Genomic DNA, 24,161 nt, shown 5'->3' on the forward strand with positions numbered 1-24,161 from the left:
CGAGGATTTCTCATTGCGTAAGCGCCTTCTTTTTTCTATATTGGTGTAAGGGGGGATGCAAATATGAAGAAAGCTTGGAACGTCATACTCCGCTGGGCGCCTGCCCGGCTTAGAAACAGGCTGCTGCTGTCGTTCGCGCTTCTGATCTTGCTTCCTTACACCATTCTTCAGATCTGGAACTATTCCGAAATTGAGAATCTGATTAAGAGTAAGATCGGTGTCCAGAACCAAGCACAGGTGGACAACCTGGCCCAAGAGTTCGAAACGATGCGTACTACACTCGTTTTGTCAGCCTTGCAAATGGAGAATAACGAAAGGGTTTGGAAGTTGCTAAGTAGTCCTTTGCCGGATGCTAAGCAGAACGAGGAGGAAGCCGGGAGCATCTTTAATTCGATCCTAGCCTTGTTTCCAAAGGCCGGAGCCTATATCAATCTCACTTTCATCGACAACAATGGGAATCTGTATACGTCCTTTGCAGCACGCTCCATTCGGAAGGCGGCGGATGTGGAGAGTGAGGAGGGCTTTCGGAAGCTGACCCTCCAGCCTAATCAAACCGTCTGGGAGATTCACCCTTATTCCGATTTAGGCAAAGTTAATAGCGATTCCTCTGGTAAGGTGGCAAGCATCTATATGGTCATCCACGATGGGAAGAACCAGCCCGCAGGAAAGCTCCGTTTTAGTATAGAGTTCGAAAATTGGCTCCGTACGAGTATTCGGACGTTTCCTATTTTGCAGGACTACTACATCCTGGATTCTGCTGGCCAATCGGTTTTTCAGACCTCTGGCAAGGATCTGGGGGTCCATGATCCAGCGCAGCTGAGCCGGAAGGAAGGGTATATCAACCAATCAGGCACTTCCATCTTGAATGCTGCAAATATCCGGTCGATGGATTGGATCATTGTGAGTAAGTTTCCCTTAAATATTTTCTTTGGGGATCTGTCTGCTTTGAAGAAGCGATTTCTGGTGTCGTTCCTGCTCATTACGGCCATCTTTATCGTGATTACGTTTTTCATTCTATCCACCATCACACGTCCACTAAACCAGCTTGAGCAGAAGATGAAGGATACGGTCCGGCGCAACTTGAATGTTCAGATTCCCGAGGAGCAGCACCGTGGGGAGCTGTTGTCGCTAGCCCAAAGCTTTAACCAGATGATTCAAGAAATGGGGGACATGGTGCGGAAGCTAAAGGTGGAAGAGCGGCAACGGGAAGCGCTGCGCTTCCAAATGCTTTTGGCGCAGATGAATCCTCATTTCCTTCTCAATACGCTCAATACAATGAAATGGACTGCACACGAGGGAAATGCTCAAGCCGTAGAGGAAATGTGCGTCTCATTGTGCCTGCTTTTGGAATCTAGCCTCCGTTCAGATGTGGAAATGATTTATCTGAAGGACGAACTAGAGTTGTTGGAGGCCTATCTCTATATCCAAAATGTACGGTTTGAGGGGAAATTCCAGGTGAACTACAGTGTCGATGGTGAGCTGGAGTACGCATTGGTCCCGAAGCTCTCCCTACAGCCCTTGGCGGAGAACGCCATTCAGCATGGCCTTGCGCCGAGATCCGGAGTCGGTAACTTGAAAGTTCTCGTCCGCTCGGAGGAGAAACGCCTGATTATGATCATCGAGGATAACGGGGTGGGTCTGGAGCAGGCTCGCAAGTCGGCTTCGGCTCGCAAACGCAAAGGAATCGGTTTAAGCAATCTGAAAGAGCGGCTCCAGCTGCTGTTCCGGGAGCAAGGAGGTCTGGAGATCACACCGGTCGAAGGGGGGACCAGGGTCGCTATGACCCTGCCTCTGCTTCTTTCTAATCCGTTGATGCAGGGAGGTAAAAATGATGTGGAAGATTCTACTGGTTGAGGATGAGACTTTCGCTCGAAAAATACTGCGTCAGACGATCGATTGGGAGGCACATGGGTTCACGATTGACGGCGAAGCCAGCAATGGGGAAGAAGCACTGCAACTTATGAAGGACTTCCGGCCGGATCTCGTAATTAGCGACATTGACATGCCCGTGATGGATGGAATTGAGCTCCTCTCCCATGTCCGACAGGAGGGTCTGGACACGGAATTCATCATGCTGACCTGCTTCAGCGAATTCGAATACGCCCGACATTCTCTGGAACTTGGGGCACTGCAATATATTCTCAAAGGCTCGATGAAAGCATCTACCCTGGAGGAATCCTTGCAAAAAGCAGCAAGGGTGCTCTCCCGGAAGGCCGATCAGCGGAGGAACCAGGAACAGCTCCAATTGCACGAACATCGTCACTTATACGGGCGGATATGGGAACTGTTTCATAGCTACTTCGAATCCGAACGTGATCGGGAGCGGGCTTTGGAAGAAGTCCGTTTGTTGGACTTCACCCCGTCAGCTTTGGGATCTCTTGAGCTTTACATGACCTGGCAGGAAGGGGGGAATACGGATTCGTCCTGGCTGCAAACTTACTTGCACGAACAGACGGAAGGTGCGGAGATCCATTCCTTCATCCGGTCGGGAATTCTGACCGTATTCGTATGGGGAGGAAGGCCGGGCACTGGGAAGAAGGAGGCTTGGCCACGAAACCGCCCAGTGGTCCTTCGAAAGAGCCATCAGCCAGGATTTTCGGTGATGGAAACCTGGGGGGAGCTGCTCCTGAAGTGGGACAACCAGTGGTACAGCGACAGTTCATCTTCCAAGCGTCCTCAGGTGCCGTCTGGCCGTCTTCTTTCAGCCATGGGGTTGGAATGGAGCCAGGAAAGGGAATTTATCCGGAGCTTTGAGATGTCTAAGATCGATGGGGCCATTAGCATGATCCGGGACATTTGGGAGCGGATGGCTGAGAGAAGGTTACCCGCCGCCGTTGTCCTCGAAACAGCTAAGCGTCTAGATCTCATCATGTCCCGCATAACAGCCCGTTCTGCTGGAAGTCAAGGAGTCGTACCTCCCTCACACAGTCATATCGCCATGCTGGAGAACATGGTACTCCGAGTTCGAATGCACCATGACCAATGGCAGCAGGACCTGACCAAACTGACGGATCATTCTGAGATTAACCGAATTCTGAAGTACATCCGAGACCATTATACGGAGGATATTACCCTGAAGAGTTTGGCCCAATTCGTGAACATGGATGAACATTACGTCAGCGCCCTTTTTAAAAAGAAGATCGGCGAAACGTTGATCCATTACATTCAGCGAACTCGCATCGAGCAATCCAAGTTTTATTTGAAGGAGACGGATCTTCCCGTAGGAGAAATCTGTTCGCGGGTTGGCTTCGCCAACGAGAACTATTTCTTCAAAATGTTCAAACGATGGACCGGAAGTACGCCGAATGATTTCCGGAGTCAATAATAGGAGCGGTCCACAAAGCCGGTCTGGGTGTCGAGATGACATTCTGGACCGGCTTTGTTTGCTTTGTGGGGGAGAATAGCGCTCGTCCATTTCTGTATGGTCTCGATCGACCTGACAGGACAGACCTGCTAGGACGGCGTTAGTCCGATTTTTCCGAACTAAAACGAGGTTTACTTGTTTAAAAAGACCAATAGTCCAATTCTGCCGAATTAACTACCCATTTTTCATATGTGAGGGTTGTTTATGGTGATTTAGTTCGGCTATATAGGACTCTTTGAGATTTATGGATGTGGACAGTGTGTGTAGTTCTGCGATTTCGGACTAATAGGCGGAGAGTGAGTGATCCAACCAGAGCTAATGGAAAAAGCGGATAACCAGACGAAATCGACTAACTCGCAACCATAAGTGGCCTAAGGGCTGGACGCGAAGACATGTCTAGTCATTCTCAAGGTTGGTTCCAAACGACACACATCTGGAGCCCTCATTATGAAAACGCATAATTTTGTGGAGTCGAACCACAAATATGTTCATTTGTGGCGTTCCATGGAGCGTGTAAGATTAGTTTATAGACAATCAAGAGAAAGAGGTGATCGGAATGATCCCCAAACAATCGGAGTTCTCCACCACTGCCGGGACCGCTCCGAAGTCCTCCAAGCTGTGGCGCTCCATGCTGAAGGCCAGAGCCTTCTACATGATGATGCTTCCCGGGCTTGCTTGGTACATCATTTTCAAGTACCTGCCTATGTATGGCTTAGTGATATCCTTCAAAGACTACGACATCGTTGGCGGAATCATGAACAGCCCCTGGGCCGATCCTTGGTACAAGCATTTCCAATATTTTTTTGATTCGCCATACTTCACCCAACTTATTGCGAACACATTCCTGATCAGCATTTACAAGATGGCATTTGGTCTGGTGCCGCCGGTGATCCTGGCCATCCTGCTGCACGAATGCCGGATTCCCTGGTTCACGCGGTTTATACAGACCTTGAGTTATATGCCGCATTTCCTTTCTTGGGTCATCATTTACGGGATATCGCTCGCGCTATTCTCGGAGACGACAGGATTAATTAATCGGTTAATCGTGGATTACGGGGGCAAGGCTATTCCCTTCTTGAGCTCTAATGAGTGGTTCCGCAGCGTCCTTGTCACAACGGATATCTGGCAGAATCTGGGGTGGGGAGCCATCATCTATCTTGCCGCCATAGCGGGTATCGACCCAACGCTGTATGAAGCGGCTAAGGTGGACGGAGCTGGTCGGTTACGAATGATCTGGCACATCACCCTGCCGGGCATCCGAACCGTGTTCATCCTGCTACTCATCATGAGATTGGGCTACATTTTCGACGCTGGGTTCGAGCAGATCTACATTATGTATAACGTGCAGGTCTACGAAGTAGCGGACATCATTGATACTTGGGTATTCCGGACAGGGTTGGAACAGATGAACTACAGTGTGGCGTCGGCAGTCGGATTATTCAAATCGGTTATCGGTTTCACGCTTGTCATCTTAGCCAACCAGCTTGCTAAGACAGGAGGCGGCAGCATATGGTAAGAAGCTGGAAAGACAGGACGTTCGACACAATCATTCTAATTCCACTTCTGTTAGTGGGCTTGGCCGCCTTATTCCCGATCCTTTACGTGGTATCCGTGTCGCTCACCCCCTATGAAGAAGTGATCAAACACGGGTACATGATCATCCCGCGCTCCATTACCTTAGAGGCTTACAAGACGCTGCTGAAGGAATCCATGCTGCATCGAGCCTTCTTGAACACCATCTTCATTTCGGTAGTCGGTACGGCAGTTAACTTGATCCTAACCACGCTTCTAGCGTATCCACTTAGCCGCAAAAACGTACCAGGGCGATCCATCATCCTGCTGGGGATCATTTTTACTATGGTCTTCAACGGGGGGATCATCCCCACCTATCTGGTAGTCAAGAGTTTAGGATTGCTGAATTCCCTCTGGGCAATGATTATCCCAAATGCGATCTGGACCTTCAATGTCCTCATCATGAAGAGTTTTTTCGAGAGTTTACCGGAAGAACTGTTTGAATCAGCAAGAATAGATGGGGCAAAGGAATGGCGTGTGCTGTTGCAAATTGTTGTGCCACTATCACTTCCATCCATGATGACCGTTGGTCTGTTCTATCTGGTGGGCCACTGGAATGAGATCTTTCAAGCCATTATGTATGTGACGAAAAAAAATCTGCAGCCGCTCCAAGTCATTGTACGGGAAATGCTACTGAGCTCACAGAATGTCAGCTCCCAATCAGAGGTCACCATCCCGACCGTCAGTTTGCAGATGGCCGTTGTGATGACTGCCAGTCTGCCCATCATCGCGATTTACCCGTTCATCCAAAAATATTTTACCAAAGGCATGCTCTTGGGCTCTATCAAAGGTTAAATATCCGGTTCAAAGCCCGGTATTTATAGTACAATTCGATTGAAAGGGGATTCATATGAACATGAAAAAGAGAACAGCCATCAGCTTGTCCGCAGTCCTAACCGCAGGAGCCCTACTCGCAGGATGTGGAAATGACAGTAACAAAGCTGCTGAATCTTCTGCGGCACCAACACAAGGGGGAGCGGCATCAGCAGCGCCAACCAAAGGTCCCGCGAAGGTGAAATTAGAAGTCATGAAGGTAGGCTGGGGGAACAAGATGCCAGACCCAGCAGCGGACTATGTCAAGACGGAACTGGATAAGAAGCTGAATATCGATCTCATTTTGAACTTGCCGGCGAATAGCGATGACTTGAAAAATAATCTCAACACTCGGATCGCTGCCGCCGACTATCCGGACATCATGGAGTTGAATGATCGAAATCATCTGCAGCAGTATGCGGATAAGGGACTTCTCCTGGATCTAACACCGTACATGGATAAACTCGGCGATGTGAAGAAGTTCCTTGGCGATGATTCATTCAAGAAGGGTACCATTAACGGCAAAGTATACGGCTTCTCCAAAGCTCCGAACCTCGCTGCAGATGTATTCTATATCCGCAAGGACTGGTTAGACAAACTGAGCCTGAAGATGCCATCTACGTTGGATGAGCTTTATGACACGGCGAAAGCCTTCGTCGAGAAGGATCCTGACGGTAACGGTAAGAAGGACACCATTGGAATCACAGGCAACGGTGTTCCCGCGTTAGCTCCTATCTTTGGTGCATTTGGCATACCGGGTCCGAAGAATTTCTACGCGAAGGACGGTCAATTAGTCAACTCCTTATATGCCCCGGGCATGAAAGATGCCATTCAAGCGGTACAGAAGTTCGCAAACGGCGGTGTGATGGACCCAGAATTCTACACGAACAAGGCGCAGACCGCTCAGGAGAAAGCTTTTAAAGGCATGGCTGGCATCATTTATACCGCATGGTCGGGCATCATGAAAGAAGAGTTCCAGAAGCAGATCAAAGCCGCTAATCCGAATGCGGAATGGGTGCAGATTCCGACTGTGAAAGGTCCTGGAGGCGCTTTCGACGGAATCGAGGATATTGGTGCTACTTCTGGACTTGTAGCCATCCCTAAAACGATGGAAAAGGATAAGGATAAATTACAACGAATCTTCGACCTCTTGAACTATGTATCTACGACAGATGGCGGTCGGTTGGTTCAGTACGGTCTGAACGGCAAACATTATAATGTAACCGGCGACAAAGTCGTGCCGACGGACTTAATGGCAACAGAAGCAGCCTATGTTTGGGTATATCAATTCACAGGACGCCCGGAGCAGCAATATCTGTCCACTAAGTTTGCTAAGCAGGCACAAGACATCGCGGGCAATGCGGCAGCTCCTCGTATCAAAGTGTTGAACGGTTTCATCGATTTGCCGACAGGCTACAATAAGGCGGATGCGGAGCGCTTCATCGATGAGGAATTTGTGAAGTTCCTGTACGGCAAGACGCCAATCAGTGAGTACGACAGCTTCCTGAAAAAGCTAGAGGATACATTTAAATACAAGCTGCTCTTGGATCAGGGAGCCAAACAATTGAAGGAACTGGGCTATGTGAAGTAGTTTCAAACAAACAACCTCTGGAGGAATTCCAGGGGTTGTTGAGCTATAATTCGTAATTTGTTTCCAAGAAGCCTGATTATCAAAGTCTCAGGTTTCTTTGTGTATCATCTATGTATGTTAATTCAGCAAAGAAATGTAGATTGATGGGTCGTAGCAAAATCGGTATGTTAAACCTGTTAGCTAAGAAGCATAGGAGGATTAGTATGCCTACAACAATTGAGACCTACACTGTACCGTCCATTTACTCCGGATTATCGTATTACGCGGTAAAAGCTGATCATATTGGAGTACCGGTGATCTCTTTCCTGACGGATCGCGATTATGATTACGCTCATTTCTCCTTTTCCGGATCAACAACCATAACCATCACGGTGTGCGAGCCGATCGATACGTATGCGATAAGTCCATTAGCTTTTGATATTCAAGGAACGGTAGAAGGGAATAAGCTTACCTTCGACATCCAAGACTCCCGATATCTCATTGTGAAAATAAACAATTTGAAGGAGCTCGTCGTCATCGCAGATCCACTTGAAGTGAGTGCTCCACCTGTATCTGGTGATGGCATCTTCCATGTTGTCGCCAATTATAGTGCTGATTTCACAGGGGAAACGATGGCTACATCAGCGATTCAAGAAGCAATCAATGATGCGAGTTCAGCTGGAGGTGGCGTTGTTTATGTTCCCGAAGGTGTTTTCCTGATCGGCAATCTAATCCTGAAAAGTCATGTTACCCTTTATCTGCAAGGGGGAGCCGTACTTCGAGCAACCGATCATAAAGAGGATTACACCGTCGATTTTCATAAAGATAGTCTGGACCTGGATGGAACCTGGTTCATTCAAACAGAACCCAACTCCACTAACATTACGATATCAGGTCGAGGGACGATTGATGGGAATGGATCTTGGTTGAGAGCGAATCAAAGTTTTGTTAGCAATCTAATTGTGCCTATGCTTACCACCAATTTTACGATTGATGGCATTATTGGTCGAGATGCCGGTCTCTGGGCGCTCATCCCAACTCGCTCTAATCATGTGAAGATTACGAACTACAAGGGTTTTCAATCGTTGGTTGACTATGAGGATGACGCGATAGATATTGTAGAGTCGCAGCATGTGCTTGTTACACATACAATCGCCATTTCGGAGGATGATCCGTTCTCCACCAAAACGTGGAATGAAGCAACCGATATTGCGCAAAATTGGCCGGGATCACCGCAAGTGCTTGAGCATGTGACGTTTGATGATGTGATCGCTTGGACTTGTTGTGCTGCTTTTAAGGTAGGGATGGGCGTAGAGCAAGCTCAACGGAATGTTATTTTTAAAAATAGTTACGTCTATCAAGCCAGTCGGGCTTTAGCGATTCACCATCGTTTTGGTAAGGCTTCCGCGGAGAATATCACTTTTGAGAACATTGATATTGAGCAAGTTATTCATGAAAGAAATGGACCTTTTTGGCTGCATCTGGAAATCGAAGAGAGTGGAAGAGGGATTGGTCCTGTTACTCAAGTGCTTCTGAAAAATATTAAAGTGCGTGATCAAGGGCGACTCCCATCCATTCTGCGTGGAACAGATCCTTTCCTGATTGAACGGGTTGCCTTTGAGCAGATTTATATGATGGAGAGTACGAAGCCAGCAGCAAGTTTGGAAGAGATGAATATACGCGTGAAACAATTATACGTTGTGGATGATATCCGATAACGAATGGAGGAGGTGATCGGATTGCGTATACTGCTTACTGACTTGCCCTATAGTGGAGACATAGAGAGAAATCAATCCCAAAAACCGTGGGAACAGACGACAGGTTGGCCGAGCCGTTGGGTGACTTTGAGTGAGGCTCTTAAACCTCCCTATGTCATCATTTACCGCTGCAAATTCACTTTAAATGAAGCTATTCGCCTAAGGATACACGTCTCTGGAGATGAAAGGTATGAGCTGTTTCTGGATCATAATAGAATAGGCCGAGGCAGCGAACGTGGAGACCGCAGCAATTGGTTTTATGAAACTTATGAGGTCGAGCTTGCCGCAGGAGAACATCAATGGATTGCGCGCTGTTGGGCAATCGGAGAACATAAGCCATGGGCGCAAGTTAGCGTGCAACCAGGCTTTCTGCTAAGTCCGGATGATGAAGCACTCGCGCCACTGATGGGTACCGGCGTTGCTCCGTGGGAAGCGAAGCCGATGCTTGGCTATCGTTTTGTTCCACTGCCATCCACCATCGGTACCGGTGCAAAGCTGGACATTGACGGCGCTGCCATCGATTGGGATGCCCTGTTAGGGGGCGGAGACGGATGGCTTCCCGTACAACCTTTGGCGAATGTCTACCATAGTAAGGACAATTATCACTTTTCGTCGGTACAGCGGCTTATGCGCCCGGCTACATTGCCACCGATGCAAGAGGTTGGCATAACGACGATGGGGGTTCGCTTTGTAGAGGATGCCGGTATTCTAGAATCTGACGGACATCCGATCGTTGCGAGTCGCGATTTATTAGAGGAGCATGAGCGTTGGAATGGTTTACTTATCGGGCAAGCAACGCATATTCCAGCGAATACCCGTAGACGAATCATTATCGATCTAGGTGATTATTATTGTTTCTATCCAGCGCTTATCGTTTCAGGAGGAAAAGGTTCTGTCATTCGACTTTACTGGGAAGAGTCCTTCTATGATGAAGTGGATGGCGGACGCAAGACGAATAGGAACGAGATCGCGGGTAAATGGTTTAGAGGTCACGGCGATACCTTTCGCCCGGATGGCGGGCCTAGCCGAAGTTTTGATACGTTGTGGTGGCATGCAGGACGTTATGGCGAGTTGATCGTGGAGACGGGGAGCGATGCGCTAGACTTGAAGGAGTTTAGGCTGCTGGAAACAAGATATCCGTTGGAAATGGAAGGCTCAATTCAGAGTAGTGATGAACGCTTAAATCAAGTCGTTAGTACATCATTTAGGACGCTGCAAATGTGTGCACACGAAACCTACATGGATTGCCCCTATTGGGAGCAGTTGATGTATGTGGGGGATACTCGCATTCAGTCGCTTGTTACCTACGTGAGTACGCTCGATGCTCGTTTACCGCGTAAAGCACTGGATATGTTCCGAGCATCGCGCAACAACCATCTTGGACTTGTGAACTGTGCTTACCCGGACCAAAGCGGTAAACATATTTCTTCTTTCTCCTTGTGGTGGGTGGCGATGGTCTACGATTATGCCTTGTGGAGAGGGGATCGAGAATGGATTCGTTTCATGATGAGCAGCGTTCGGGATGAGTTGGAGCGGCTATTGCATAATCGTTCATCGAATGGGGCGATAAAGCTACCTATTTCATGGAACTTCATGGACTGGCAGACAGCGCCTTCAGAGGTATGGAACTCGGGCACCCCGCCGCATGGGGCGGATCGCTTGAATGCTGCCTATAATCTGCAGATGATTCATACGTTAGAGTTGGTTGCCAAACTTGAAGCCTATTTAGGTGAAACAGAGCTGGAATCACGAGCAAGACGGCTGGCAAAAGAACTGAGCAGCGTCGTCGAGCAGCTGTTCTGGAATGAGGAGAGAGGGCTGTTTGCGGACGATACCGGCCATCAGTATTATTCCGAGCATCCTCAGGTGCTTTCCTTATTATCCGAGTCGATTTCACCGCGACTTAACCATCGCCTTGTACCTGAAATGTTGAAGACTGATGACGACTTGATGCGCACAAGCGTATATTTCGATCATTATACGTTTAATGTGTTAGCGTCTGCCAATCAAATTGAAGCGCTGTTGGACAGACTTGATCCTTGGTTTAGCATGGAAGCAAATGGGCTTAAGACGACGCCGGAAATTTTCTTGGATTCGACGCGTTCGGACTGTCATGCTTGGGGCGCTCATCCGGTCTATCATCTCTATACCAATTTGCTTGGCATCCGCCCTGCATCGATGGGATTTGCTTCGGTCGTGATTCGTCCGCAGCTAGGATCTTTGACAAGCCTGCACGGTAAGCTTCCGCACCCGAATGGCTTTATTGAAGTGAACGTGGGGTGTCGGGGCAGCCAATGGCACGTCGAAGTTGTACTGCCACATGGTTTGCCTGGTACTTTGGTTTGGAGCAATGAGAGATATCCTCTGAATGAGGGGCAGAATGAATTTGAGTTTCCCTTGTTAGGCTGATGCTTGATTATAAAGCCCCTGCAGCGTAGTTACTGCGGGGCTTTTTTATACGAATCGTCACACTAGCCTCATTTTGCTTCCAGATAAATCCATGTTAACTCCGCGAAAGGATGTATATTGCTCCTTCCTCACATCAAGGATAGAATGGTAAGATAAACACCTCTTTATCATGAAGGAGAGAGCTCAACTTGAGAAGAAATTGGTTCCGTCGCTTGCTACTTTCCTATGTACCTGTTCTTATTCTTATCGTTTGTTTATTCGTATTTATTGGGGTCGTTCAGCTCAATGATCTGTCTCGCAAGGAAGCATTGAAATCGAGCGGCGTATACGTGCAAAATATTCAGAATAGCATCGACATGTCCTTAAACTCCATTGAATTAATGATGCTGGAAACGATAACTCGCAATGCTAACATAACGACCTTCGCTGGGATGCAAAGTGATACTAACTTTTTCATCGAGCTATCCCGTTTGCTTCAGAGCTTAACATCTACCAACCCATGGATTGATTCTGTCTATTTGTATCGGGCAGGTGATGCAACGGTTATAAGTGATAAAACAAAGCTGAATGTCGATCAATTTGCAGATAAACCATTCATTGAAAGTCATATAAATAATCCTGAACTAGCTAGCTGGAGTCTGCCCCGTCCTTATCGGTTGCTTAAAGATGGGAATCTGGAAGGCAGTGTCATTTCCCTGTCCAGAAGTATTCCCCTGCAAAGTAAAGGGATTGCTATAATGGTTGTTAATGTGAAAGTTAATGCCATCCAAGAGTTTCTAAGTAAATATGGCATATCGGAAGTGAATCAGATTGCACTCAAAGATAGTCAAGGCCAGATGATTTTTGAGCAAAAAGGCAAGGATCTGAAGGTTGATGATATTACGATTATATCCAACTATACGGGTTGGATGTATACGAGCTCGCTTAAGAAGGAAGAGCTGGGTAATATTTTTAGCTATATGAAGAGCGGTTGGTTTATCGTTGGATTCTTGGGACTGCTGCTAGCGATCGGATGGATTGTGTATATTACCCGTAAAAACTATAAGCCAATTGAAACAATCATGTCGCGAATCGAGAAATACAATCAGGTGCATAAAGAGCATCCGATACAAGGACCAACGGTCGATGAACTTAGTTATATTGATTACACGCTCAGCAACATCATTGAGGTGAGTCAGGAGTATCAGAATCAGAGTCTCGTGAATCATAAGTATCGACGTATCCAATTATTCCACGAGATTATTGATGGAAGTCGCCCGTTAGAGCAGGCAGATTGGAACAATGAGCTGATGGGGCTTGGCATGAAACAATTGGGGAGTGCCGCAGTCAGCATTGTCGAAATTGATAAATATACCGAGTTTATTAGTGGGCATTCCCGTGAGGATCAAGGGCTTTTTAAGTATATTTTGAAAAAAGTAGTGGAAGAATCGGCTGAAGCCTGTGGTCTGCGCATTTGGCAGGAATGGGTCACGAATCATAGGTTGTGTATTATTTTTCTTGAAGAGCAGCAAGAGATTCCACTAGAGACGATGATGCTGACGCTGACGGAGCAAGTCCGTCAATGGATGCAGAACAATTTGAAGCTGACGGTGACATTCGGTTTGGGCTGTACGGTACACGAAGTTCAAGCGATACATCGGTCCTATGAATCATCGGCAAGGGCGCTGGACTACAAGTCTGCGCTTGGCAGCAATCGGGTGATCGGTCATTGGGAAATCGAGCTATTGTCGCATGATGATCTATATGTTTACCTGCAGTATGTACGGACGATTGCTCAAGCTTTCCGTGTTGGTAACGATGGGTGGCAGGAGCAGCTAAAACTGCTATTTGAGGGTTTACGTCGGCTTTTGCTTCCCAAAGAGGAGATCAGCGGCATTCTCAGTTACATGAACTATTATTTCTATCGGGAAATGATGGAGCTGCCTCCTGAGTATCAAGAACTATGGAATCGGGAGTTCCGCACACCGTGGGATGAGAATATGGAGACACTTGAAACGCTGGATGAGCTGGAATCTTTTTATTTGGCAACCATTTCGTCGTGTGCACAGCAAATGGAAGAAATTCGCGTCAGCAAAGGCAATCACGGTGTGGTCCAAAAGGTAAGGGACTATATCGAAGCTAATTTCAGTGATCCGGATTTATCTTTATCGAGCCTAAGCGAACAATTTAATATGAATTCGTCCAGCCTAAGCACGATATTTAAAGAGGATTTCGGTGAGAAGTTCGTCGTCTATCTCTGCCAAATACGGATGGAGCATGCCAAAGAATTGCTAAGAACGACACCTTTGCCTATCCAAGAAATTTCGGAACGTGTAGGATATTTACATCAGATGTCTTTCATTCGCGCTTTTAAGAAAATGATTGGCACCACGCCTGGGGATTATCGAAAGGTTCACCAATAAGATCGGCCTGCATGTTAACTGGGCAAAAAAATGTAGATTGAAGAGAACCTCCAAAGTAGGTAAAGTGAGTGAAAAGTGCCGCGATGTTGCCTTTCACCTACAACTACTTTCGGAGGTTTTTATGTCACATATTTGGGAACAATTGCTGCATCCGCCTAATGAGTATCGGACGATCCCGTTTTGGTCATGGAATGATAAATTGGAGATCGCCGAATTAGAACGGCAAATTGAAGAGATGCATAAAGCGGGGATTGGCGGCTTTTTCATGCATGCGAGAGGTGGACTTCAAACCCCCTACATGGGGGAGGAGTGGATGGAAGCGATTCGCGCTTGTATCGTAAAAGGCAAAGAATTAGGCCTGTCGCCATGGCTGTATGATGAAAATGGGTGGCCTAGCGGCTTCGCTGATGGGAAGGTGACTGCCAAAGGCGTGGCATTTCAGCAAAAGAAGCTGCTCTGTGAAGACGCGCCTTTTCAAAGTCCTGCCCAACATACGATCGCGTACTACGAGCAAACAGAGACCGGGTATAAGCTACTTGGGGATGAGGATACAGAAAAGGCACAGCTTCGATTGTACTATGAGGTTAATCCCTACTATTTAGATGCCTTAAGTGAGCAAGCAGTGGGAGCGTTCATTGAAGCCGCCTATGACGCGTATTGGGAGCGCTTTGGAGAGGAGTTTGGGGATGTCATTCAAGGTTTTTTTACCGACGAACCTCAATTTGCTCGCGGTCAATTACCGTGGTCCTTTGAATTGGAAGCGGCATTTCGATCTGCAAATGGGTATGAGTTGAAAGACGTATTGCCAGCGTTATTCCTGCAAGTCGACGGCACTGCGAAAGCCAGATACGACTACTGGGCGTGTGTAACAGCGATGTTCACGAAGGCGTACGCGAAACAAATCGGTGAATGGTGTCAAAGTAAAGGCTGGTCATTTACGGGACATGTTGTTGATGAACAAGCGCTGCAGATTCAAGTAACCTCTGTTGGAGATCCCATGGCGTTTTATGAACATTTGAACATGCCAGGTTGTGATTGGCTCGGCCGTTTTATTGGTGATGAACCAATTGTCCCGAAGCAGGTCGGATCTGTCGCTCATCAACTTGGGAAAAAACAATCGATTACCGAAAGCTTCGGTTGTTCCGGTTGGGACGTTAGCTTCGCGGATTTGAAGCGAATAGGTGAATGGCAGTTCGTGCATGGCATTACGATGATTTGCCAGCATTTGCAGAGCTATAGCCTGAAAGGGCTGCGGAAGCGGGATTATCCGCCATCCCTGTTCGTCCAACAGCCTTGGTGGGAGGATTATAAGGGCTTCAACGCTTATTTCGCCAGATTGTCGATGCTGCTATCAGAGGGGACAAGACAAGTCGAAGTTCTGCTCTTGCACCCGATTCGCAGTGCGTGGACCTTGCAGCGCGGAGAGGATCGCTCCGACATTCCGCGGTTCCACGCAGCATTCGCCCAGCTGTCCCGCTGGATGTGCCAAGCCTTTATCGAGCATGATTACGGCAGTGAAAGTATCATGGAGGGGCATGGTCATGTGAAGGACGGCCAATTCATCATTGGCGAGGCAGCCTATCGTGTGGTGGTTCTGCCGCCAAGCGTGACGATTAGTCGAACGACACTTACGTTGCTGAAACAATTCGTGCAGCAAGGCGGACAGTTGATTGCTTGTGCACCCTATCCTCAGCTAGTTGAGGGGATGCCGGACAGTGAACTTGCAGAGTTGCTGCTGCTGCAAGCGAACAAACCGGAGTGGTCATCGGCTGCCATGGTGGACGCCATAACGAAGGTCAGTGCACCTTCCATTCGGATGACCGATGAGCGCGGAGTTACCATTGCAGTAGACACAGTTAACGTGCAAACTTTGGAACTTGAGGGATCTCGTTTGTATTATGTCGTCAATTCCGGGGACGAGCATTATGCTCAGGTTGATATCGAGCTACTTCATAAAGGGAATGTGACTTTAATTGATCTTACAAGCGGCGATAAGATTGGAGCTCTAGGGCAGGATGAAACGGCGGATGGCATTCGGGTTCAGCTGCCTCTGCATCCTGGTCAATCCTATATGCTGCGTCTGGAGCCACGCAATGGACATCCAGCGAATGTTATTGAACAAGTGTCAGGAAAGAGTAAGAGTGAGAGTGAATCCGCAGAAACAACCATATTGAGTTCCCATTGGGACGTAGTCTCCCTCACCCCGAACAGCCTCACCTTGGATACGTGTCGATTACGAGTGGAGGATGGCGAGTGGTCTGAATTACAGCCTGTGATTCTTATCCAGGAACAATTATTAGATCTGGGTCGATCTGTTGATATCGAGTTAGACTTTCCTTTCTACGTTGGATGGGAAACTGGATATAACAGGGAGCTATTTGTTGTCATGGAAAGCCCTGAGCTTTTCATCATAGAAGTTAACGGTGGTAAGGTCTCCTCCGAGAGCTGCGGAACATGGCGAGACGGTTCACTCCACAAAGTCGCTATCAGCGGCAATGTACAAAGCGGGGAAAATCACATTCGGTTAAACAGACATTTCTATAATTCACCTGAAACGTATCAAGCGATTGAGAATGCGAAGAAATTTGAATCAGAAGGCAATAAGTTAACTTTCGATACCGAAATTGAGAGCATTTACCTACTGGGTGAGTTTGGTGTTGAATCCCGCTCTGGGTATGTGTACGGCGAACGAAGGGCGGTTCAGACGGAGGGGCCTTTTGTCCTTACGGAGATTCCTCAGGTTGTTCATGCGAGCGAACTTGTTCAGCAAGGGCTTCCTTTCTTCGCGGGTACGATTCGATTGCGCCAGCATATCGTTGTGAATTGGAATGATAGCGCTGCTGCGAAATGGTTCTTTCCTGAGCCACCTCATGCTGCTGTATGCAAACTGTGGCTGAATGGACACGAAGTTCGAACCTTATTATGGGAACCGTATGAGGCTGACATTGGGAGATACCTGGTTGCTGGGGAGAATGTCATCGAGATGGAGCTAACGAATAGCTGCCGGAACTTACTTGGCCCACATCATCATATCCATGGTGAAATTTACAAAGTAGGCCCATCCAGTTTCACGAATACACCAGGTTGGACGGACAAAGGGATACCTCAGGGAGTCTCGATGTATGTAGACCGATACACTTTTGTCAGGTTCGGATTGCCAGTCCCGCCGCGTATTGTGATTTCATCTACCTAAAAAAACAGATCATAGACAGAGGATCATCTGCCTGTGATCTGTTTTTTTCGCTGGCCAGCCGCTTAATTCAACTCTCTAAATCGCTCCGGCGTAAGGCCAATTTGTTTGCGAAAGCTGGCAATAAAGTGGCTCGTATCCCGAAATCCTACACGCACAGCAATCTCTTTAATGGCTCGATGTCTGTCGGTTAGCAGCATTTCCTTGGATTTGCGAAGTCGCATCATAATGAGGTAGGCATAAGGCGATAGCCCGAAAGCATGCTGAAACAACGTATTCAAATGTCGTGGTGTAATCGCTAAGACCGCGGCCATCTGTTCGATCCCGGTATCCGGATTCGGATAGTGATCTTCTAGCCAATCCGTTAGTGGTTGTAAGTGAAGCATCTGATTCGTAATCGAGGTGCGATTATTGATTTGTGCGTGCTTTTTAATCTGAATCAAGAAATGGTACAAATCCGCGGATGCGTCATAGCCGGAATAATCAGCTTGCGTTTGAAGTTTGTTCAAAATATGGGTGAGAGCTAGGTTTAAAGGACCTTCCTCATCCCAACGGAAGACGGCGGATTCCAGCATATCTAATGTGCTTAAGATCGTATGCACACTAGTGCCTCCGAACGTGACGTACTGTGTGCACCAGGTATCCGTAACGGCATAATAAGCGTGCGGTTCACCGGGCAGCATGAGGACACCAGAACCTTTTGATAAAAGGACTTTCCGATTACCCATTTCATATTCGCCTTCACCAGAAAAAGTCTGCAGCCAATGATAGTGAGGGAGGCCATCTTTACGATTAAGTTTCTCCTGATCTTCGTGATGACCAATGCTGTCTATAAATAAAGGGTAAGGCTGGGCTGTACTAGGGGTTAGTAGAAATCGGGTATGCACAACGAATCATCCTGTTCCATTTTCTTATATAGGAATGCATTTATATTATATTTTAACATGAATATGAATCAAATATAATGTACTTATTCTTATATGAATTTACATGAAGAGGTGCGAATCGTGATACATGCTAAGCTGCCAAAAATTTGGTACGGTGGAGATTACAATCCAGAACAATGGGATAAAGAGGTTATGGATGAGGATTTACGCATGTTTAAGCTTGCGGGAATTGATGTGGCGACGATCAATGTTTTCTCGTGGGCGCTATCACAACCGAATGAAGATACCTACGATTTCACTTGGCTGGATGACATCATTGATCGTCTACATGCGAATGGAACTTATGTATGTTTAGCTACGAGTACAGGGGCTCACCCTGCTTGGATGGCCAAGAAATATCCGGATGTTTGTCGTGTAGATTTTGAAGGACGCAAACATAAATTTGGGAAGAGACACAATTCTTGTCCCAATAGTCCAACTTACCGTACCTATTCGGAACGAATTGCTGAGAAGTTAGCTGAACGCTATAACAATCATGAAGCTGTTCTGATCTGGCACGTTTCGAATGAATATGGCGGGTATTGCTATTGTGATAATTGCGCCGATGCATTCCGCACCTGGCTGCAAGAACGATATACGACGTTAGATCAGTTAAACAAAGCATGGTATACAGGGTTCTGGGGTCATACTTTTTACGATTGGGAAGAAATCGTTCCTCCTAATGCCCTTACCGAGGAAGAGCCTGGAGATCGTTCGTTCTTTCAATCTATTTCCTTAGATTATCGCCGATTCATGTCAGATAGTTTACTAGATTGCTATAAGTTGGAGTACAATGCGATCAGACGCCATTCCCCACAATTGCCAATAACAACGAATTTAATGGGACTTTACAAGCCATTGGATTATTTCAAATGGGCGCCTTATTTGGATGTGATCTCATGGGACAACTATCCTTCCTTGGATACGCCGGTCAGTCTGACATCCATGACGCATGACTTGATGCGTGGATTAAAGGATGGTCAACCGTTCATGCTGATGGAACAAACACCAAGCCAACAGAATTGGCAGAAGTATAACTCGTTGAAACGCCCTGGTGTTATGAAGCTCTGGAGCTATCAAGCGGTTGCTCGTGGCGCGGATACCATTCTTTTCTTCCAGCTTCGCCGATCAGCAGGTTCGTGCGAGAAGTTCCATGGCGCTGTTATTGAGCATGTTGGGCATGAGCATACACGGGTATTCCGCGAGTGCGCGGAGCTCGGGCATGAGCTGGAGCGTTTATCGGATAAAGTGTTGGACGCAAGAGTGAAGGCACGTGTTGCCATTGTGTTCGATTGGGAAAACCGCTGGGCGATTGAACTTTCAAGTGGACCGACAATCGACCTTAAGTATGTAGATGAAGTTCATAAATATTATGACGCTCTGTTTCAGCAAAATATTCAAGTTGATCTCATCGGCACGGATACGGATCTCACGGGCTATGATATTGTCATTGCACCTGTACTTTATATGGTGAAAGAGGGATATGCGAAGCGCGTGGAACAATTCGTTCATGCTGGAGGAACCTTCCTGACTACATTCTTCAGCGGTATCGTCAATGAGCATGATCGCGTAACCCTTGGTGGATATCCAGGTGAGCTGCGCAGTGTTCTTGGTATTTGGGCAGAAGAAATCGATGCGTTATTCCCCGATCAGAGCAACCAAATTCAGCTGAATGAGCAATGGGGCGGCCTTAATGGGAACTACCGATGCGGTATCCTGTGTGATTTAATCCATGCTGAGGGAGCCGAAGTAAAAGCTGTGTATGGCAAGGATTTCTATCAAGGGATGCCTGCGCTGACTGTAAATAAATATGGAGCAGGTCAAGCATGGTACGTAGCTTCCAGTCCTGAACCAGCATTTTTACAAGGGCTGTTAGGCAACTTGTGCCTAGATAAAGGGATTACTGCACCAATCCCACCAGTGCCTGGCGTTGAGGTTTCTACGAGAACCAATGAGCAGAATGAGTCATTCGTCTTTATTTTGAATCATAATGATCAAGCTGCTACGATTTCTCTTGGGGACTTGAAAGGGACGGACTTAATTTCCGGCGATTTCATTGAAAATGAAGCGACACTCCCACCTAAAGCAGTCCTCATTATTGAAAAGTAAGCGACATTTCTCCATGGTGAAATAGACATGGTAAGGGAACCTAATCAACGTAAGCCCTGCATTCATGCGTAGGGCTTATGTTTTTTTTTATGGTGCAAGCAATAATTCAAAAAAAAGGAGCAGGTTGCTGTGAAACTTTCTCCTTATTTTTTGTTGTAAAGCAATAGAATTTATGTTGAAAACGAACATATATTGTTATAAAATAACATTAAAAAAGAATGAGGTGATACGTTAAGATGTCATTAAAACCTAGACTTAACCGGATGTTCAGCAAGCAGGGCAAATGCTTTGACGTTGCGATTGATCATGGCTTTTTTAACGAGATCAGTTTCTTGTCTGGCATTGAAAACGTGAAACAAGCGATTGAAACGATTGTAGAAGCAGGACCGAATTGTATCCAGCTCAGCATTGGTCAAGCTAGACATCTCCAATCGATTCCAGGCGGTCATAAGCCAGGGCTTGTACTTCGTACTGACGCGGCTAACATCTACGGAAATACACTTCCTCGTTTTGTGTTTAGTGAACTCATTCATCAGGCTATCGAGCAAGCCGTTCGTATGGACGCGGTGTCGGTATGTGTCAATTTGCTCTTATTGCCAAATCAGCCCGAGCTTCATTATCAATGTGTTCAGAACGTTTCCCTCCTCAAAACGGAATGTGAAAAGTATGCCATGCCTTTGATGGTAGAACCCCTTGTCATGTTGGCGAACGAAGCTAAAGGTGGTTATATGGTAGATGGAGATATTAATAAAATCCTCCCACTGGTAAGGCAGGCGGTTGAGCTGGGGGCAGATGTCATTAAAGCAGATCCATGCGATCACGTTGAGGAGTATGCTCGTGTCATTGAGATTGCTTCCGGTATTCCTGTATTAGTGCGCGGGGGTGGTCGAGCAAGTGATGAAGAAATCATGACGCGAACGGTTGAATTGATGAGGCAAGGTGCTTCGGGAATTGTCTATGGGCGTAATGTCATTCAACATCCGAATCCTGCAGGAATGACCAAGGCGTTAATGTCCATTGTTCATCATGGCGCAACTGCCGAGCAAGCACTTGCCCAGTTGTCCATCTAGTCAACTTATCCATAAGGAGGATGCATGCATGTCAAAAACGATCATTCGCTTTGGTGTTATTGGCTGTGGACTAATGGGCAAGGAATTCGCAAGTGCGGCTGCTCGTTGGTGTCATTTGACACAAGTAGACTTTGCGCCAAGTATCGTAGCTGTTTGTGATGCAAACGCTTCCGCTACACAGTGGTTTCAAGAGAATGTCCCCAGCGTAGAAGCTGCTTATACGGATTATAAAGAGTTGTTGGCCAATCCGAATATAGATGCGATTTACTGTGCCGTTCCGCATAATCTACATGCTCAAATTTATATCGATATTATCAAGGCTGGCAAACATTTGTTAGGGGAGAAGCCTTTCGGTATAGATCAAGAGGCGAATTCCCTTATCCAGCAAGCCATTTTAGTGAATCCTCATGTTATCGTTAGATGCTCTTCAGAGTTTCCATTTTTTCCAGGCGCGCAACAAATTGCAACGTGGGTTGAAGAAAATAAATTTGGGAAAATCATTGAAGTGGAGGCAGGCTTTTGGCATTCCAGCGATTTGGACCCTACCAAACTGATTAATTGGAAAAGGCGAATCGCCACAAATGGCGAATATGGATGTATGGGAGATTTAGGTATGCATGTCCTGCATTTGCCACTGCGTTTTGGTTGGAAGCCCCAATCGGTCAGAGCACTCTTGTCCAAAATTGTGCCTAATCGACCTGATGGCAATGGGGTTATGGTGCCATGTGAGACTTGGGATAATGCCATTCTCGCCTGTGAAGTTCAGACGGAAAGCCAGCAGTTTCCGATGTTGCTGTCTACGAAAAGAATTGCTCCAGGCCATGCCAATACTTGGTTTATTCGTATTACGGGAACGGCATTTTCCGCCGAATTCACAACGAAAAATCCGAAGCAGGTAGCATCTTTACCCTATATACCAGGAGAGGTTCAGGCTTGGCACGTGGCAGATGCACCCTATAAATCAGCCTATGCTACGATTACAGGAGGCATTTTCGAATTTGGCTTCTCCGATTCTATTCTTCAAATGTGGGCAGCGTTCTGCGATGAATTGGTTCACAAAGAGGATAGGCAACAGCCGTTTTACTGTGCTACTCCAGAGGAAGCAGGGGATAGCCATATCATTTTTACAGCGGCATTAGCATCTTATCGAACAGGTCAAACGATACCGATTGACTGGAGGAACTAAACTTGTCCAGACAGAGCCAAGCGGAAGTGATTGTAGCTGGACATATTTGTTTGGATATTATCCCAACGATTCGTGGCCAGCAAATAGGTTTGGATGCGTTATTTGTACCGGGAAAGCTTGTTGATGTTGGCAAGGCGGTGATCTCGACAGGAGGTGCTGTTTCCAATACAGGGATAGCGCTTTATCGCCTCGGCAGTAGTGTTAGTCTAATGGGCAAAGTGGGCAATGATTTATTTGGTGAAGCCATACTATCGATTCTTGGCGGGCACAATCCATCATTAGCAAAGGGCATGATCATAGCACCTAGTGAAAGTAGCTCCTACTCCATTGTCATTAGTCCGCCGCAGACCGACCGGATCTTTCTGCATTCGACGGGAGCTAATGATACGTATGCAGCGGCTGACCTGCACGTAGATCAGCTTGAAGCTGCTCGTTTATTCCATTTTGGGTATCCACCTTTGATGCGCAGCATGTATCAGAATGATGGTGATGAGCTTGCTTTCTTGCTGGAAAAGGTGAAGAGCCATGGGGTGACGGTATCTCTTGATCTAGCAAAGCCGGACCCTGCATCCGATGCAGGGCGCGCGGATTGGCTTGCAATATTAACAAAAGCGCTCCCTTATGTTGATGTGTTTCTGCCTAGCTTTGAAGAGATTGTGTATATGCTTCATCGGGATTGGTATGAAGTTTGGATGCGTGAATCAGATTCAGGTGATTTGCTTCCTTTTGCTACCGGAGGCGTCCTTTCTGAGGTAGCGGAGGAGCTGTTGGCAATGGGCGTCGCAATCGTCGGACTAAAGTTAGGCGAGCATGGACTATATGTTAGAACGACCTCCGAAGAAGCTCGTTTATCCGCAATGGGAAGATGCTCCCCTTCGGAAGATGTGCGTGAGAATTGGTTGGATAACGAACTCATTTCATCCTGTTATCAAGTCGATGTTGCTGGCACAACAGGAGCTGGTGATTGTACGATTGCAGGTTTTTTATATAGTCTTATGAAGGGGATGAAGCTTGAGCATGTCTTGCAAACCGCAGTAGGTGTAGGTGCTTGCAATGTGGAGTATGCAGATGCGATAAGCGGAATTCGAACGGGTTCGGAGGTTTGGGAACGAATAAATAACGCTTGGGCCAAACATGAGATGAAGTTAGATTTACCTAACTGGGTCTTGGATGAGCAGCAGGTATGGGTCGGGCCGCATCACAAAAAAAGCCAAAGGAGCCGATAGTTAATGAGAAGAAGCCAAATTCGTCAAGCTCAGGAGCGTACAGCGCACATTTTGGAATTAAGCGGAATTGTGTTGACGGAGGATGAAATTCGGCACATTGAAGTAGCTGGTTTCGGGCTCCAGCAATTGGATGTTCAAGGTCTTGAGTTGGTTACCTATGTGAATACAGACCGTTATTGCGCGAAGGAATTAGTCTTGTTCCCAAGGCAGACCTGCCCAGAGCATCTACATCCTCCAGTAGGAAATGATCCCGGTAAAATGGAAACGTTTCGCTGCCGCTCAGGAAGCGTTTGGTTATATGTGGAGGGTGAAGCACCTGTCGTAATTAAAGCAGAAATCCCTGTCGGCAGTGAGGCTTACTTTACGGTGTTTCACGAAATTGAGTTACTTCCAGGTGAGCAATATACCATTGAACCAGGTATTAAACACTGGTTTCAAGCAGGGGATCAAGGCGCAGTTGTTTCTGAATTTTCCAGTACCAGCAGAGATGAGTTTGATATATTCACCGACCCGCGCATTGAGCGGATGCCGCGCATTGAAGAAGATGAGTAAGATCAGAACTAACAC

The 24,161-nt window shown here is 47.0% G+C and carries 15 protein-coding genes; 14 read left to right on the top strand and 1 reads right to left on the bottom strand.

Annotated elements, in window-relative coordinates; genetic code table 11:
* Positions 1–63 precede the first annotated feature (63 nt).
* From ACSQ8O_RS14935 to ACSQ8O_RS14975, 9 genes are all read left to right on the top strand, one after another.
* Positions 64–1,854, top strand: a complete 1,791-nt coding sequence (locus ACSQ8O_RS14935) for a cache domain-containing sensor histidine kinase (RefSeq protein ID WP_436242333.1) — start codon at positions 64–66, stop codon at positions 1,852–1,854.
* On the top strand, positions 1,829–3,325 hold the full coding sequence (locus ACSQ8O_RS14940; protein WP_436242334.1) for a response regulator transcription factor: 1,497 nt from the start codon (positions 1,829–1,831) through the stop codon (positions 3,323–3,325). Before ACSQ8O_RS14935 ends, ACSQ8O_RS14940 begins: the two co-directional genes overlap by 26 nt.
* Before the next feature lie 667 nt (positions 3,326–3,992).
* Positions 3,993–4,880 carry an ABC transporter permease gene (locus tag ACSQ8O_RS14945; protein WP_436242335.1) on the top strand — a complete coding sequence of 296 codons (888 nt, stop codon included), beginning with the start codon at positions 3,993–3,995 and terminating at the stop codon, positions 4,878–4,880.
* Positions 4,874–5,731, top strand: coding sequence for a carbohydrate ABC transporter permease (locus ACSQ8O_RS14950; protein ID WP_436242336.1), 858 nt, complete (start codon positions 4,874–4,876; stop codon positions 5,729–5,731). The genes ACSQ8O_RS14945 and ACSQ8O_RS14950 overlap by 7 nt, the downstream gene beginning before the upstream one ends.
* Positions 5,732–5,792: 61 nt before the next feature.
* Positions 5,793–7,340 (top strand): extracellular solute-binding protein, encoded by a 1,548-nt coding sequence (locus ACSQ8O_RS14955; RefSeq protein WP_436242337.1) that lies wholly within the window; start codon positions 5,793–5,795, stop codon positions 7,338–7,340.
* Between the two features lie 203 nt (positions 7,341–7,543).
* A complete protein-coding gene (locus tag ACSQ8O_RS14960; protein WP_436242338.1) occupies positions 7,544–9,037 on the top strand; it encodes a glycoside hydrolase family 28 protein in 1,494 nt (497 codons plus the stop codon).
* A gap of 21 nt (positions 9,038–9,058) precedes the next feature.
* On the top strand, positions 9,059–11,485 hold the full coding sequence (locus ACSQ8O_RS14965) for an alpha-L-rhamnosidase C-terminal domain-containing protein (protein ID WP_436242339.1): 2,427 nt from the start codon (positions 9,059–9,061) through the stop codon (positions 11,483–11,485).
* Positions 11,486–11,673: 188 nt separating this feature from the next.
* The gene (locus ACSQ8O_RS14970; protein WP_436242340.1) at positions 11,674–13,887 is read left to right on the top strand and encodes a helix-turn-helix domain-containing protein; all 2,214 of its coding nucleotides are present in this window, start codon (positions 11,674–11,676) and stop codon (positions 13,885–13,887) included.
* A 121-nt stretch (positions 13,888–14,008) separates the two neighbouring features.
* Positions 14,009–17,080 carry a glycosyl hydrolase gene (locus ACSQ8O_RS14975; protein WP_436242341.1) on the top strand — a complete coding sequence of 1,024 codons (3,072 nt, stop codon included), beginning with the start codon at positions 14,009–14,011 and terminating at the stop codon, positions 17,078–17,080.
* A gap of 62 nt (positions 17,081–17,142) precedes the next feature.
* Here the strand turns inward: ACSQ8O_RS14975 and ACSQ8O_RS14980 are convergent, their stop codons facing one another.
* The gene (locus tag ACSQ8O_RS14980; protein WP_236283912.1) at positions 17,143–17,964 is read right to left on the bottom strand and encodes an AraC family transcriptional regulator; all 822 of its coding nucleotides are present in this window, start codon (positions 17,962–17,964) and stop codon (positions 17,143–17,145) included.
* A 120-nt stretch (positions 17,965–18,084) separates the two neighbouring features.
* Between ACSQ8O_RS14980 and ACSQ8O_RS14985 the strand changes: the two genes are divergently transcribed.
* The 5 genes from ACSQ8O_RS14985 to ACSQ8O_RS15005 all read left to right on the top strand — a co-directional run bounded on the left by ACSQ8O_RS14985 (position 18,085) and on the right by ACSQ8O_RS15005 (position 24,146).
* Positions 18,085–20,112, top strand: coding sequence for a beta-galactosidase (locus tag ACSQ8O_RS14985; protein WP_436242342.1), 2,028 nt, complete (start codon positions 18,085–18,087; stop codon positions 20,110–20,112).
* 236 nt (positions 20,113–20,348) lie between these two features.
* A complete protein-coding gene (locus ACSQ8O_RS14990) occupies positions 20,349–21,182 on the top strand; it encodes a class I fructose-bisphosphate aldolase (protein WP_056620123.1) in 834 nt (277 codons plus the stop codon).
* A gap of 28 nt (positions 21,183–21,210) precedes the next feature.
* Positions 21,211–22,368 (top strand): Gfo/Idh/MocA family protein, encoded by a 1,158-nt coding sequence (locus ACSQ8O_RS14995; RefSeq protein ID WP_436242343.1) that lies wholly within the window; start codon positions 21,211–21,213, stop codon positions 22,366–22,368.
* Positions 22,369–22,370: 2 nt separating this feature from the next.
* Positions 22,371–23,594 (top strand): carbohydrate kinase family protein, encoded by a 1,224-nt coding sequence (locus ACSQ8O_RS15000; RefSeq protein ID WP_436242344.1) that lies wholly within the window; start codon positions 22,371–22,373, stop codon positions 23,592–23,594.
* 3 nt (positions 23,595–23,597) lie between these two features.
* Positions 23,598–24,146, top strand: a complete 549-nt coding sequence (locus ACSQ8O_RS15005; protein WP_436242345.1) for a D-lyxose/D-mannose family sugar isomerase — start codon at positions 23,598–23,600, stop codon at positions 24,144–24,146.
* Positions 24,147–24,161 lie beyond the last annotated feature (15 nt).

This window comes from Paenibacillus sp. LjRoot56 (assembly GCF_964253335.1).
Taxonomy (GTDB): domain Bacteria; phylum Bacillota; class Bacilli; order Paenibacillales; family NBRC-103111; genus Paenibacillus_E; species Paenibacillus_E allorhizoplanae.

Coding starts and splice junctions, on each gene's coding strand:
- ACSQ8O_RS14940 (WP_436242334.1), top strand. CDS start 1,829: ATGATGTGGAAGATTCTACTGGTTGAGGATGAGACTTTCGCTCGAAAA.
- ACSQ8O_RS15005 (WP_436242345.1), top strand. CDS start 23,598: ATGAGAAGAAGCCAAATTCGTCAAGCTCAGGAGCGTACAGCGCACATT.
- ACSQ8O_RS14995 (WP_436242343.1), top strand. CDS start 21,211: ATGTCAAAAACGATCATTCGCTTTGGTGTTATTGGCTGTGGACTAATG.
- ACSQ8O_RS14945 (WP_436242335.1), top strand. CDS start 3,993: ATGCTGAAGGCCAGAGCCTTCTACATGATGATGCTTCCCGGGCTTGCT.
- ACSQ8O_RS14990 (WP_056620123.1), top strand. CDS start 20,349: ATGTCATTAAAACCTAGACTTAACCGGATGTTCAGCAAGCAGGGCAAA.
- ACSQ8O_RS14950 (WP_436242336.1), top strand. CDS start 4,874: ATGGTAAGAAGCTGGAAAGACAGGACGTTCGACACAATCATTCTAATT.
- ACSQ8O_RS14955 (WP_436242337.1), top strand. CDS start 5,793: ATGAAAAAGAGAACAGCCATCAGCTTGTCCGCAGTCCTAACCGCAGGA.
- ACSQ8O_RS14935 (WP_436242333.1), top strand. CDS start 64: ATGAAGAAAGCTTGGAACGTCATACTCCGCTGGGCGCCTGCCCGGCTT.
- ACSQ8O_RS14975 (WP_436242341.1), top strand. CDS start 14,009: ATGTCACATATTTGGGAACAATTGCTGCATCCGCCTAATGAGTATCGG.
- ACSQ8O_RS14960 (WP_436242338.1), top strand. CDS start 7,544: ATGCCTACAACAATTGAGACCTACACTGTACCGTCCATTTACTCCGGA.